We start from the raw sequence: 13,490 nt of genomic DNA, 5'->3' as shown, positions 1-13,490 counted from the left end.
CGCAACAACCATCCACCGAGGAGTTTCCCATGAGCGTTCCCTACAAGCGTCTGAACAAAGATGATGCGGTCGTGCTGCTGGTCGACCACCAGACCGGACTGATCTCGCTGGTACAGGATTTCACCCCCAACGAGTTCAAGAACAACGTGCTGGCGCTGGGCGACATCGCCAAGTTCTTCAAGCTGCCGACCATCCTCACCACCAGTTTCGATGCCGGCCCGAACGGCCCGATCGTGCCTGAGCTGCGCGAGCAATTCCCCGATGCACCGTTCATTCAGCGCCCTGGGCAGATCAATGCCTGGGACAACGAAGACTTCGTCAAGGCGATCAAGGCCACCGGCCGCAAGCAACTGATCATCGCCGGTGTGGTGACGGACGTCTGCGTAGCATTCCCGACCCTGTCGGCCATTGCTGAAGGTTTCGAAGTGTTCGTGGTCACCGATTCTTCCGGCACCTTCAACACCACCGTGCAACAAGCCGCGTGGGCGCGCATGTCGGCCGCCGGTGCACACCTGCTGAACTGGTTCTCGGTGGCGTGCGAGCTGCAAGGTGACTGGCGCAACGACATGGAAGGTCTGGCGCATCTGCTGTCCGAACGTCTGCCGAACTATCGCAACCTGATCAACAGCTACACCAAGTTCACGGCCAAGTGATGCCTGAAGCCCCTCACCCTAGCCCTCTCCCAGAGGGAGAGGGGACTGACCGAGGGGTTTGTTCGCGATACGCCGACCTGCAATACCGAGCCGATCTCCGAAATTGAAGTACCCGGAGATCGGCTCCCTTTCCCCCTCGCCCCCTTGGGGGAGAGGGTTGGGGTGAGGGGGGCTCTTGATCTTGCTTTCGCATCAGCGCTTTTGCAGCCAACCCAAAAAACCACCCTTGCGCACCGCCACCGGTTTGGCCATCAACGCCAGCCGGCTGTTCTGCTGTCGCACGGCCTGCAATTTGTTCAACGCCTGGCCGACTTCGCTGCGCTGCTCCATGCATTGACGGGTCAGGTTTTTATCGAGGCGGTAGATGATGCTCGACGTCAGCGCGGTGAACGTGGCCTGCGACGGGGTATCGGCGAGGATGCTCTGTTCGCCCATGACCTCGCTCGGCCCCATGCGTCCGGCTTCGGTCTGGCCGCTGCCATCGGGCACGGTCGCACTGACCACGCCAGTGGCGATGACAAACAGACTGTCGGGCACCTCATCCAGACCCAACACCACCTGACCGGCCGCGTACTGCTGCGCGACCATCGATTCGGCGAGGCGATCACGTTCCTCATGGCTCAGCGAGCGGAAAACTTTCACTTCATCAAGCAGTGCCCGGGCGCGGGTCGAGGGTTCGATCACGCCATCCGGATGCCGGGAAATTCCTGCGGCTTCAAGATGCCGGTGGGCGAGGTCGAACAGTTGATTGCGCACTTCGCCTTTCTTGCTCAGTTCACTGATGAAACCGCTGGCGACGTACTCCGACATCTCCTCGCCGGCCTCTTTCAACACGGCTTTGGGCGGCGGATTGAGCAGCAGACTGCTGCTGCCCTGCAGCGTGCGGTCGAGGGCGTCGAGTACCCGTCGTGGGCGAATGTGATTCGGCACCTTGATGCTGATCGAGACGCCGTGCAGGTTGGTCGGGCGACTGAGATTGACGATTTTCGCCTTGGCCGCCACCGAGTTCGGCACCACCGCCAGGGTTCCGGTGCTGGTCAACAGATGCGTGGCGCGCCAGTCGATGTCGATGACTTTGCCCTCGACGCCGTCGATCACCACGAAATCGTCGACCTGATACGGCTTGGTGGTGTTGAGCACGATCCCCGAGAACACGTCGCTCAAGGTGCTTTGCAGCGCCAGACCGACGACGATCGCCACCACCCCGGAAGTCGCCAGCAAACCTTTGACCGGCAGCTCCAGCACATAGCCGGCGGCCGCGACGATCGCCGCCAGAAACACCAGCGCGCCGATCACATCCTGCAACAGCCGACCGCTGTGGCCGATGCGCCGCATCAGCGCCAGGCCGATGACTTCGGTCAGCACCCGCGCGGCGTACAGCCACCAGACAATTCCCAGCGCCGTTGCGCCCAGTTGCATCACCCGGTCGTCGGCGAACAGCGGCGCCTGCAACGGGCTGATCTCGGCGTTGAGGATCAATGCGCTGAACGCCAGAAAGAGCGCCAGGCGAATGCCGACTCTCGGTGCGCGATGCTTGAACGGGGCGAGGTGCCAGAGCAGCGCGTCGAGCAGCAGCAGGGCGGCGCTCCAGGACAGTGGGTGGGTGAGGAGGATGGACATGGCGATCTCCGGAACTGCATGAACGTTGGTGTTGAAGAGGCTTTTGTGGTGAGGGGATTCATCCCCGATGGACTGCGCAGCAGTCCCCTGCCTTTCTGGTTAGCGGCGGGGTCGCTTCGCAACCCATCGGGGATGAATCCCCTCACCACAAGGGTTCCTGCAGACAAAAAACTCGCCACACCGTCAGGTGTGGCGAGGGAGGGGGCTCAGTTCAGATGTGTTTTCAGCTCAGCCGCGGCCTGGCGCACGGCCGCTTTCACTTCGGGAATCTGGCTCAGCGGATTGAGCAAGCCAAAGTCATGAATCATCCCGTTGTAACGCACCGACGTCACCGGCACACCGGCCGCATCCAGATGCCGCGCATAGCCTTCGCCTTCATCACGCAACACATCGAACTCGGCGGTCTGCACCAGCGCGGCGGGCAGGCCCTTGAGCTGTTCGCTGCTGGCGTTCAGTGGCGAGGCGTGGATCTGTGCGCGCTCGGCCGGGTTGGTGGTGTAGTTGTCCCAGAACCATTGCATCATGCCCTTGGTGAGGAAGTGGCCCTCGGCGAATTGCTGGTACGAGCCGTCGTCGAACTGCGCGTTGGTCACCGGCCACATCAGCAGTTGGAAGCGCAGGGCCGGGCTCTGCTTTTCTTTGGCCATCAGCGCCACGACCGCTGCCATGTTGCCGCCGACGCTGTTGCCGGCCACCGCCAGACGCTTGCCGTCGACCCCGATCTGCTTGCCGTTTTTCGCGACCCATTGGGTCGCGGCGTAAGCCTGATTGATCGCTGTCGGATACTGCGCTTCCGGCGACGGCGTGTAATCGACGTAGACCGCGACCGCTCCAGAGCCGACCACCAGATCGCGAATCAAGCGTTGGTGCGTCGGGTAATCGCCCAATACCCAACCGCCGCCGTGGAAGAACATGAACACCGGCAATTCACCTTTGACCTTGGCCGGCCGCACCACTTTGAGGTTAATCGTCTGGCCATCGACCTTGACTGCCTTGTCGCTGACTTCAACCCCGGACAGGTCAACCTTTACCGACGCTTGCGCACCGGTCAGCACCGCACGGGCATCCTTCGGGCTGAGTTGCTCCAGCGGTTTGCCACCGCCGGCGGCGAGGGCTTCGAGGAACGCCTGGGTGTTGTGTTCGACACCCGGGCTGCCGGCGGCGAACGCGTTGCCGATGGACAGGGCGAGGAGGGATGCGGTCAGGGTTTTTTTGATGTTCATGCTCAATTCCATTTTCGAAAGTTATTGGTGTTGTGTCGGGCTGTTTTCAAACCGTGAGCACAGATTAATGAGCTGTCGAAAAGTGAAAAAGCGGCTATAAAGCGTTTGACTGTCTACCAGAGAGTGACAATGAACCCGTTCGAAGACATGCGTATTTTTTGCCAGGTCATGGACTCCGGCAGTTTCACTGCTGCGGCCGATCAGTTGGGCCTGTCCAAGCAGTTCGTCAGCCGCCGTTTGATGCAGCTCGAAGAGCGCCTCGGTGTGCGGCTGTTGAACCGTTCCACCCGACGCCTAGACGTCACGCCACTGGGCCAGAGCTACTACGAATCGGCGCTGCGTCTGCTGAGCGAAGTGGAACAGGTCGAGCAGGGCATCGCCGGGCAGACCGCCGAGCCGCGCGGGACCATTCGCGTCAGTGCGCCGCTGTCGTTTGCCGTCGCGCATCTGGGCTGTCTGCTGCCGCTGTTTCTGCAGCGCTATCGCGATGTCACCGTGGAGGTGGATTTGAGCGACCGCCCGGTGGATCTGCTTGGCGAAGGTTATGACCTGGCACTGCGCATTGGTGTACTGGAAGACTCAACATTGATCGCCCGGCGCATCGCCGCCATCGAACGGGTGTACTGCGCCAGCCCGGCATATCTGGCCGAACGCGGCACGCCGCTCAATCCCGAAGACCTGCACAGCCACGACTGCCTGCCGTACGGCCATGGTCGTTCGGTGCAATGGCGCTTCAATGCGGGGCAGGGCAAGCCGCTGCTGGTCAATGTCACCGGACGCATGCGGGTGAACAATGGCGAGCTGCTGAGGGACGCGGCGGTGCAGGGGATGGGGATTACTTATCTGCCGACGTTCATCGTCGGCGCGGCGCTGAAGGACGGGCGTCTGGTACCTGTCCTCGACGATTACCGCCCTGAACCGCTGACCTTGTCGGCGGTGTATCCGCAGCACCGCCAGGCTTCGCGCCCGGTGCAGGCACTGGTCGAATTCCTGCGCGAACGCCTGAACCAGATGTGACCACGCCAAAAGTGTGGGAGCGGGCTTGCTCGCGAAAGCGTCCTGTCAGCCAACATCTCCGTTGCCTGACTCACCGCCTTCGCGAGCAAGCCCGCTCCCACAGTGGAACGGCGGTGCGGCTTACAAAGTCGCAACAACCGTACTGATCGGGCTGTTCTAGACTCGGGTCCGCTCAATCACGAGCATCGCCCGGAGTGCGCCATGGAAGTGCCCGACAATAAAACCGCCATCGACAGCAATCGACAGGCGTGGAACGATTCTGCTCGTCATCACCGTGAGTCGGCGGAATGGCAAGCGCTGTTGAACGACGTGTCAAAGGCTGATTTCTCTTGCCTCGACGACACCTTGCGTGGCGTGCTGGAACAGGTCGGCGTCGACGGTAAAGCGCTGATTCAACTCGGTTGCAACAATGGTCGCGAAAGCCTGTCGCTGTTCGCCCTCGGTGCGTGCAGTGTGGTCGGCGTCGATCAATCGGAGGCGTTTCTCGAACAGGCCCGTGAGTTGAACCAGCGCTCGCCGTACAACGCCGAATTCATCGAAAGCGATATCCATCACCTGCCGGCTGCGCTGCACAGCCGCTTCGACGTCGCGCTGATCACCATCGGCGTGCTGAACTGGATGCCCGACATCGGCGAGTTCTTTCGCCACGTGGCGTTGACCCTGAAGCCGGGCGGCAAACTGGTGATCTACGAAACCCATCCGTTTCTGGAAATGGTCGACCCCGACGCCGAAGACCCGTACCGCCTCGCCAGCTCCTACTTCCGCGCCGAGCCATTCGTGCAGGAAGAACCGATCGTCTACGTCGGCAAGGTCGAGCAGCAGGCTGCCAAGTCCTACTGGTTCGTACACACCCTCGGCGCGATCTTCAGCGGCGCCATCGCGGCCGGGCTGAACATCGCGCACTTCAAGGAGTATGCGCACTCGAATCGGGAGGAGGTGTATGACCAGTATCTGAATCGCGAGGCGCAGATGCCGTTGTGCTTCACCTTGGTCGCTCGCAAAACCTGAGAATTTGTTGCTCCATCTGGCCTCATCGTGAGCAGGCTCACTCCTACACGTGATCGGTGTCGTACACAAATCCACTGTGGGAGCGAGCCTGCTCGCGATGGCGGCCAAATGGCCGCCATGCCTCTAACGATTGATCACGCCTGCGCCGCCGCACTCACCACCGGCCGCCCAGGTTTGCGCAGGGGGTCCAGGCGTGAGCCGTCATAGCGGCTTTCGCGGTAGAAGCGCCAGCGGCCGAACAGGCCGTAGACGTGGGTGACGCGGCCCTGTTCGTGGTAGCCCATGCGGATGTGCAGTTTCAGCGCCGGGATGTTGTGGGTTTCGCAGACATCGACGACTTTGTCGCAACCCTGGGCAGCCATGGCTTCCCAGAGGGCGACTTGCACGTCCACCGACAGGCTGGTGCCGAAATACGGGCGGGCCATTTCGCCACCGAATTCGAAGAACTCGCCGGGTTTGACCGGGAACCAGCAGCCGTAATAGTGGCGGTCGTAGTAGTCGCGCATGCTGCCCCAGATGAATGCCACCGCGTGGCCGTCGGCATCCAGGTACATGTGCCCGGTGTGGCCCTCGGCGGCGAGTTCGGCCATGGTTTCCACGCGGTCGCCGAAGTGCTTGGCGAAGGCCCCGGTGTTGAGCTGGGTGATATCGACTTTGCGCAAACCTTCGTACGGGCGCAGCTTGTGCGGTGGCACCGGGGAAACCAGATCGCGCTCCATCCACAGCAGCTCCCAGTGGAAGAACACGTAGCGTTTCCACAGGGTGGCGAAGAGACGGCCGAGGCCTTTTTGACGAATGCGTTCGCGCAGTTTTTCGATAACACTCATGTTGCCCTCCGTGGCCGAAGCCCGGTGTGGTGGATGTTGCTGTTGTGGGGATGAATCAATCGAGTGCCGCGGCACCGCGTAAAAAATCCTTGTGCAGATCGGAATAGGAGACCCGTGGCACACCCGACAGCCGTTGCTCCAGCACGCGGCTCAGGGATTCTCCGGGATTGAGGTAGGCATCACCGAAATCGCTGCCCAGCTGATTCGGGTGGGCAACGACTTCCAGCACGCCGTCGCTCGGCGCGGGGTCGTTACGCAGATCCACCGGCGTGCACACATAGTCCGCCGCGGCTCCGGCCAGACTCTGCAAGCGCCAGTTGAGCAAACCTTTGAATATGCGTTTCGGCAGGCTGAGGTTCTGCCCCAAATTGCGCGCCAGACGAATCGGCACGCCTTGCTGAGCGGCAAACCGTGCGACGATTTCGCCGATCGGCCAGATGTTGTGCACGTGCTGATGCGAGTCGATATGGCTAGGTCGCACGCCATGTTCGACGCAGCGCTGCCACTGCGTCTGCAACTCTTCACGCACCGCTTCGCGATCTTCGCGACTGAGCCAAAAGTTGTGCCGTGGCAGGCTGAGGTCGAACACGCCGTGGCCGTCGCAGAAGGTTCGACTGCGCAGGATCGAGGTACTCAGCGGTCGCCCGTAGGTCAGGTTGAAATGCAACCCGACCCGACCTTGAAGCGACGGATGCCGGGCCATCGCGCAGGCCGCTTCGAAGGCCGGCATGTTGGCCATGGCTGTGGCGCTACTGATAACCCCGGCCTGAAACGCGGCGAAGATCGTCGCGTTTTCGTTCGGGCTCAAACCGAAATCGTCAGCGTTGACTATGACTTGGCGAGGCATGATCGCCCTCCGTGGTGATGACGACAGGTGTGGGCGCCGATGCCGGTCTGGCCGCACGTCGCGCGCGCCATTGCTGCACCGTCGGTTTCAAGCGCTGCCAGAGCCGCAACCCCAGCCCCAGCAACATCCCGCTGGGGCGCCAGGAATAGAAACTCCAGCGCCAGTGTTCCAGTTGTCCGGTCATGCGTTCGTGCAGTTGGTGGCTGGAGTTTTTCAGGCTGACCCGCGAGGCATCGATCCAGCGCCAATGCTCATCCAGCCCCCAGCGAATCCATTCCTCCAGCAGCACCCGGCCGCTGCCCAGATCGGCGTATTGCGGCAGGAACGCGAGGTTGTAATCGTAGAGTCGGCCCTGCTCCAGCAAGCCGAGGCGATAGCTGATGCAACGCCCGTTGAGTTCCAGCGTCACCACCCGCACCAGGCCCTGGCCGGCGAGGGCGGTGAAGGCGCGTTCGATCCATTGCCGACTGCGTTCGCTGGCAAAGATCCCTACGCCTTCGTCGCCTTTCCAGCTCACCGCTTCGACTTCGCTGATCGCCCGCAACAGCGGACCCATGCTCAGCGCGTCGGGAGTGATGCGCCGCACCTGGGCGCCACACGCGACAATTCGTTTGCGCGCCCGCCGCAGCTTGTAACGCGGGTCGCCGGAGACTTCCTGATGATCGGCGTCGCTGATCAGATGCACCGGCACCCGGCAACTGAGGCGGCGTTCGCCCGCAGAACTGTGGGCCATCCATTCGGTCAGGGCGCTTTCCTCACCCGCCGGCTCGGACAATTCGTTGAGTTGCAGCAGGGCGTGCGGCAGCTGTCGGCGGATCAGGTGCAAGGCTTCGCGCATGTCTTCGCCCTTGAGCAATGACAGCAGCGCCAGCCGGTCTGCCAGCGGATAGCCCAAGTGGTGCAGTACACGAAACGGCACGCCGGCAAAACGCTCGCGACCCGCTACCAGCGGCAGGCACAGGCGCAATTCGTCCGCTTCCCAGCCGAGCAGGATGTGCAGGCGCTCACCCGCGACCAGTGCCTGCTCCGCCGCGCACAACCAGCCCAGGTGGTTGAACGGCGTGTGATCCGTCACCTGCAGGCGCAGCGCTTCATAGGCGGCTGCCGGGAAGTCGGCGGCGCACAGTGAAGTGCGCCATTCGAATCGCGCCGTCATAGGCTCAGACCGCCGTGGCTGTGACAGGTGGACGGGACGGTTTGCGCAGCGCATCCAGTCGCGAACCGCTGTAGCGGGTTTCGCGGTAGAAACGCCAGCGACCGAACAGGGTGTAGACATTCATGATCCGGCCTTGCTCGGTGTAACCCATGCGCAGGTGCAGTTTCAGCGCCGGGACGTTGTGGAACTCGCAGACGTCCACCACCTTGTTGCAGCCCTGGGCCGCCATGGCTTTCCACAGTTCCAGTTGCAGGTCCACCGAGAGTTCGCTGCCCCAGTAGGCACGGGTCAGCTCGCCACCGAATTCGAAGAACTCGCCGGGTTTCACCGGGAACAGGCAGCCGTAGTAATGCCGGTCGAAGTAGTCCCGTGCGCTGCCCCAGATGAACGCCACGGCATCGCCGTGATCGTCCAGGTGCATGTGCCCGGTGTGGCCTTCGTTGGCCAGCTCGGCCATGGTCCCGACGCGGTCGCCGAAGTAGCGGGCGAAGGCGCTGGCGTTGTTGGCGGTGATCTTCACCACCCGCAGTGGCGGATACGGTTTGAGGCTGTGCGGTGGCACCGGACTGACCAGGTCGCGCTCCATCCACAGCAATTCCTGATGAAAAAACACGTAGTGCTTCCACGCCTTGGCGAGGGTGGCGCGCAGGCCTTTTTGTTTGATGTGCTGGCTGAGTTTGCTGACGGTACCCATGTTCTGTACTCCGGCGTTCCGGCAGGGCGAACAACTGTGGCGAGGGGCTCTGTGGCGAGGGGATTTATCCCCGATGGGCTGCGAAGCGGCCCCGCATTTACAGGCTAAAAGCGACGACTGCTGCGCAGCCGATCGGGGATAAATCCCCTCGCCACAAAAACTCCCTACCCACAAATCTTTGTTCGCTTTACCTTTTCTGATATTCGGAATTGGCTTCATGACGCGCTCCAGCTCAGGGCGAACAGGGTTTCCCCTGGCAAGTCGAAGCTGACGCGTCCGTCGCGGCAGGCGAATGGTGCGTCGCGGCTGCGGTTGTCCGTGCCGAAGTAACGCAGCGCACCGTTGTTCAGCGGGCACTTGGCGCCACTCAGGTCAACACGTTGCAAACGCGTGCCTTTGTTCACACCGAGCAGGCCCCGCTGCTCGTCGCCGGCCATCGCCAGCACATCGACTTCAAAGCCATCGTTCTCCAGCCACAGCACCTGGTGCAGCCAATGCTGCGCGATGAACTGCTGGGCCAGACCCACCGGTTTCAGCTCAAAACGCTCATCGCCCAAAACCCGGATCATGCCCTTGGGATACTGCGGTTCATCGGCGGCCTGAAACCAGTTGAGCATCGTCAGCAAACCGTCCTGCGAAGCGTTGATCACCACCGACGCCCACCACAGCGAGGCGTAGTGCGTCTCCTGATCGTAGGGGCTGAGGCTGGAACCACTGGACATATTGGTCTGATCCAGCAGCAAGGCCTTGCGCGGCTGACCGTGGGCGTCGAGGCCGACCAGTTCGGCGGCGCGGCGCACGCTGTCGCGGTAGACCCGGGTGGCGAGCAGGTCGCGGATCATCCATTCGTGCCACGCCAGTGCGTCGATCTGTTCGGCGGATTCACCGAGCAGGCGCCGCGCCCAGTCGATGCCGCGCTTGTCTGCCGCGTTATCGGCGAATGGCCCGTTGACCAGTCGTGAGCTGGCCGGCATGGCGATGCGCACCCCGGCCCGGGCATTCGCCGGATCGCTGCGCACTTGCCTGGCCATGCTGGCGAAAATCGCCCGGTATTGCTCGAAGCTCGAATAGTTGAGGTTCGGCTCATCAGCAAAACCGATGTAGTGCGTGCCCTTGCCGCCGAGCGCGCGCGTGCCGGCCAGCCATGCATCGAGGCCGCCATTGCTTTGCACGTCGGCGCGCAGATCGGCCTGACGCTGGCTGCCGGCGAGCAGGGTGATGTCCTGACGGATGCCGAAGCGCTCCTGATAAGCCTGGCGGAACGCGTCTTCGAAGTGCGGATTCTTCGCCGTGACATCGACAAAACTGTAGTAGCTGGCGGCGGTCGCTTTCAGCGCATCCAGCACCGCGTGACTACTGGCGGGTGGCATCACGTAGGGCAGAGCGATGCCCAGATCCGGCGTGCGCCCGAGGATTTTGTCGTGCAGGGTCAGGTGGATCTGGCCGGTCTCTTCGCGCACGGGTTTGAGTTGCTGCGCAGTCTGCGCAAACCGATTGGCCGTGCCGTCGAGCCAGAATGCTGCTTTGCCGCTGCCTTGCAGGCGCAGGCGCCAGACCTGTTCGCGCTCGCTGACCGGCAACGCCAGTTGATCGAACTGCCAATAGGCGCGATAGGGTTTCAGTGTCAGCGTCAGTGACTGATCTTCGCCTACCCGCTGCGCCTGCAACGCATTGACCCCGCCATGGAACTTGCCGGCGAGCACCGCGTGTTCCCCCGGCGCGACCTTGAAATACAGCTCGTCGCCATTCTGCGTCTGGGCGCTGAAATGCACCTTGGCCGGCTCGAACAGCGCTACGGTTCGGTCGTTGTGTTCGACCCGGTAATTGCGGAAGCTGTAGCCGGGAATTTCCAGGCGATAACTGGCGGCACCCGGCAGCAACGCCCAGCTCTGGGTGCCACGGGTTTCGCTGGCTTTGATCAAGCGCTCGCCCTGCAATTTGCCCTGACCGTCGAGCAGGTACAGATGCTCTTCGTTGGCATCGGCCTGCCACGCCGGGGTCCAGCGCACGGTCACGCTGTCCGGGCGGTCGGTTTGCAGATACAGGCTGCCGTCGCGGATCTCGCCCCAGCGCATCGACGCGGCAAAGGCGTCCAGCGACAGGCCGAGACCGAGCAGCAGGACCAGGCCTTTCATGCGGCCTTCCGTTGCAACATCTGCCACATCGGCGCGATGTCGCTGGGCAGGATGATCAGGGTTTGCCAGAACGCCACGCCGCTCAGACGGCAGTACAACACCAGCATCGCCACGGTCACGGCCAGATAGGCAATCGATGAAGCCGCCGCTGCGCCAACGATGCCGTAGGCCGGAATCAACACCAGGTTCAGCGCCAGATTGAGCAGGGCGCCGAGGCCCATCAGCAGCGACACCGTACCGGGGCGGTTTTTCCCCAGCAGGTCCAGACGCAGGATGCTCGCATAGCACAGCCCCAGCAGCCCCGGCAGCAAGGCGAGCAGCGCCGGATACGCCGGTTGGTAGGCGATGCCGAACAGGGTGACGATCAGCCAGTTGCCGATCACGGCCATGCTCAGGCACGCGCCGAGCATCACCGTGGCGGTCAGGCGCAGAGCCAGCGGGGTGACCTTGTCCATGCCTTCGTCCTGTTGCAACAGGCGTTTCATCAGCGGCGTGGTCACCGCTTCCGGAACGATCAGCAGCAGTTCGGCGGCGGCGCTGGCCATCGCGTAATGACCCAGTGCGGTGCTGCCGAGCAGGGCGCCGATGAACAGGTAATCCGAGCGCAGAATCACTTGCTGGAATAGCAGATCCGGATGGCTGCGCGCGCTGTAGCGCAGCAGTTCGTTCTGGCTGGCGCGATCCCACTGCAACTGCAGCGGTTGCGCCCGTTTCAGCCAGACCCAACCGGCCAGCACTACCAGGCTGATCCCGGCCAGCCAACTGATCAACGCGGCTTCCAGCGCCGCGCTTTTCCACATCCAGAACAGCGCGAGAAACAGCAGCAACGGCGCCAGTGATTCGGTCAGGCGCAAGGCGTTGAACGCAACCACGCCACCGGAGGCGTTGTGCAGAGTCAGCAGGCCGCTTTTCAGCACGGTCAGCGGCACCGCCAGCAGCAACAGCCAGGCCAGCAGACCGAGCTGCACAGTCACATCCAGCTCACTGCCGAACTCACGTACCAGCGCCACCACCAGCAGGGTAAGCAGACCCGCGAGCAAACAACCGAAGACCAGCACCTGACTCAGCAGAAGGCCCATCGGCCGTTGTTTGGCGGCTTGATACCCCACGGCCGAATTCAGCCCGCCACTGGTGGCGGCGCTGATCAGGTCGGGCAATGTGCTGAGCAGCGCGAACAACCCGCGCTCACTCGGCCCGAGGATCCGCGCCAGCAACACGTTACGCAGCAGGCGCAAGGCGATCATCGCCAGTTTGGTGCCCATGCTCAGCGCCAGATGCTTGAGGTAATGGCTGCGGCTCATGGCCGGTTTCCACGAAAGATGCGCCACGAAAGCAGCTCAGGATTGCGCGCAGTACGCTGGCTGACGCCGAAACGCGGCAGGTTCAGCGGATCGCCTTCACCGCGATAAATCCCGGTGCCGGTGCCCAGCGCGAACGGATAATCGTGCGCGGCAATCTGTTTTCTGACTCGCTCGTCGTTGTTGCCGTTGGGGTAGCAATACACCGGTAACGGCCGGTTGCAGCCGTTGCTCAAGGCGTCGCGGCTGCGGCTGATTTCTTCGCTCAGGCGCACATCGTCCAGTTCAGTGAGGATCGCGTGGCTGGCGCCGTGCGGGCCGAAGCGCACCAGCCCCGAGGCTTCCAGCGCCCGTACCTGATGCCAGTCCAGCGCTTGCGGCTGCGCTTCGGGCGGGCATTCGTCGGTCAGGCGTTCGAGCATCGCCGGTTCAAGGTTTTTCAGGCTTTGCAGGTAATGCAGCAGCGACAGGCTGCGGCGATCGACGTCGATGTCATCCACCAGCACCGGCACCGGGTGATGGATCATGTGCAGGCATTCGATCAGATGCATGCGGGCCTTTTCGCCGTGGCTGCCCCACAGGGTTTCGCCAAGGCTTTCCCACCAGAAGCGCTGACGGCTGCCGATGAAATCGGTGGAGAGGAAAATGCTCGCCGGCACCTGATGTTTTTGCAGCAACGGGAACGCATTGACCGCGTTGTCGCGCCAGCCATCGTCGAAGGTCAGCGCCACCCGTGGGCGTTCGCTGCGCAATGCAGTGGGCGTGAGGATGTCCATCAGCGGCACGCAATCGAAGTGCCGGCGCAGCCACACCAGCAGGTGCTCGAACGCCTTGGGCCCGACACACAGCTCATTGCGGTGCGGCAAGTCGGCGGCGCGGTCGTTGGCCAGCACCCGATGCAGCATCAGAATCACCCCGGCGCCGTGCAACTGGTTTCGTCCCACGGGCGAGTTGAGGTAAAGCCAGCCACTGGTGCGTTTTATTAATTGTTTGATCGCCATGGCTTCGGTCC

12 protein-coding genes are annotated in these 13,490 nt (G+C 62.6%); 3 read left to right on the top strand and 9 right to left on the bottom strand.

All coding sequences use genetic code 11. The annotated features are described in order from the left end of the window. The first annotated feature begins 29 nt into the window (after positions 1 to 29). Positions 30 to 653 (top strand): isochorismate family cysteine hydrolase YcaC, encoded by a 624-nt coding sequence (ycaC, locus tag ACM6I7_RS09700; RefSeq protein WP_007961287.1) that lies wholly within the window; start codon positions 30 to 32, stop codon positions 651 to 653. 192 nt (positions 654 to 845) lie between these two features. Here ycaC and ACM6I7_RS09695 read toward each other — a convergent pair whose 3' ends face one another. Both ACM6I7_RS09695 and ACM6I7_RS09690 read right to left on the bottom strand, forming a co-directional pair. Further along, positions 846 to 2,273, bottom strand: a complete 1,428-nt coding sequence (locus ACM6I7_RS09695) for a mechanosensitive ion channel domain-containing protein (protein ID WP_414888462.1) — start codon at positions 2,271 to 2,273, stop codon at positions 846 to 848. A gap of 206 nt (positions 2,274 to 2,479) precedes the next feature. Further along, positions 2,480 to 3,496, bottom strand: a complete 1,017-nt coding sequence (locus ACM6I7_RS09690; protein ID WP_414888461.1) for an alpha/beta hydrolase — start codon at positions 3,494 to 3,496, stop codon at positions 2,480 to 2,482. Between the two features lie 129 nt (positions 3,497 to 3,625). Here ACM6I7_RS09690 and ACM6I7_RS09685 point away from each other — a divergent pair, with 129 nt between their 5' ends. Both ACM6I7_RS09685 and ACM6I7_RS09680 read left to right on the top strand, forming a co-directional pair. Then, positions 3,626 to 4,513, top strand: coding sequence for a LysR family transcriptional regulator (locus ACM6I7_RS09685; RefSeq protein ID WP_414888460.1), 888 nt, complete (start codon positions 3,626 to 3,628; stop codon positions 4,511 to 4,513). A 201-nt stretch (positions 4,514 to 4,714) separates the two neighbouring features. Beyond that, positions 4,715 to 5,521, top strand: coding sequence for a class I SAM-dependent methyltransferase (locus ACM6I7_RS09680; protein WP_103367642.1), 807 nt, complete (start codon positions 4,715 to 4,717; stop codon positions 5,519 to 5,521). A gap of 134 nt (positions 5,522 to 5,655) precedes the next feature. Here the strand turns inward: ACM6I7_RS09680 and ACM6I7_RS09675 are convergent, their stop codons facing one another. The 7 genes from ACM6I7_RS09675 to ACM6I7_RS09645 all read right to left on the bottom strand — a co-directional run bounded on the left by ACM6I7_RS09675 (position 5,656) and on the right by ACM6I7_RS09645 (position 13,479). Then, positions 5,656 to 6,348 carry a GNAT family N-acetyltransferase gene (locus ACM6I7_RS09675; RefSeq protein WP_285375835.1) on the bottom strand — a complete coding sequence of 231 codons (693 nt, stop codon included), beginning with the start codon at positions 6,346 to 6,348 and terminating at the stop codon, positions 5,656 to 5,658. Positions 6,349 to 6,403: 55 nt separating this feature from the next. Next, a complete protein-coding gene (locus tag ACM6I7_RS09670) occupies positions 6,404 to 7,195 on the bottom strand; it encodes a ChbG/HpnK family deacetylase (protein ID WP_414888459.1) in 792 nt (263 codons plus the stop codon). After that, the gene (locus ACM6I7_RS09665) at positions 7,167 to 8,351 is read right to left on the bottom strand and encodes a GNAT family N-acetyltransferase (RefSeq protein ID WP_414888458.1); all 1,185 of its coding nucleotides are present in this window, start codon (positions 8,349 to 8,351) and stop codon (positions 7,167 to 7,169) included. The genes ACM6I7_RS09670 and ACM6I7_RS09665 overlap by 29 nt, the downstream gene beginning before the upstream one ends. Positions 8,352 to 8,355: 4 nt before the next feature. Beyond that, on the bottom strand, positions 8,356 to 9,045 hold the full coding sequence (locus tag ACM6I7_RS09660) for an N-acetyltransferase (RefSeq protein ID WP_097088741.1): 690 nt from the start codon (positions 9,043 to 9,045) through the stop codon (positions 8,356 to 8,358). 215 nt (positions 9,046 to 9,260) lie between these two features. Next, entirely contained in the window at positions 9,261 to 11,180 is a 1,920-nt protein-coding gene (locus tag ACM6I7_RS09655; protein WP_414888457.1) for a hypothetical protein, read from the bottom strand. Then, the gene (locus ACM6I7_RS09650) at positions 11,177 to 12,481 is read right to left on the bottom strand and encodes a lipopolysaccharide biosynthesis protein (RefSeq protein WP_027611601.1); all 1,305 of its coding nucleotides are present in this window, start codon (positions 12,479 to 12,481) and stop codon (positions 11,177 to 11,179) included. The genes ACM6I7_RS09655 and ACM6I7_RS09650 overlap by 4 nt, the downstream gene beginning before the upstream one ends. Further along, positions 12,478 to 13,479 carry a polysaccharide deacetylase family protein gene (locus ACM6I7_RS09645; RefSeq protein ID WP_027611602.1) on the bottom strand — a complete coding sequence of 334 codons (1,002 nt, stop codon included), beginning with the start codon at positions 13,477 to 13,479 and terminating at the stop codon, positions 12,478 to 12,480. The genes ACM6I7_RS09650 and ACM6I7_RS09645 overlap by 4 nt, the downstream gene beginning before the upstream one ends. Between the last annotated feature and the right edge of the window lie 11 nt (positions 13,480 to 13,490).

The organism is Pseudomonas sp. IT-93MI4, assembly GCF_949767635.1.
In the GTDB taxonomy this organism is placed as follows: domain Bacteria; phylum Pseudomonadota; class Gammaproteobacteria; order Pseudomonadales; family Pseudomonadaceae; genus Aquipseudomonas; species Aquipseudomonas putida_A.
This window is presented reverse-complemented; position numbering and strand designations above follow the sequence as displayed.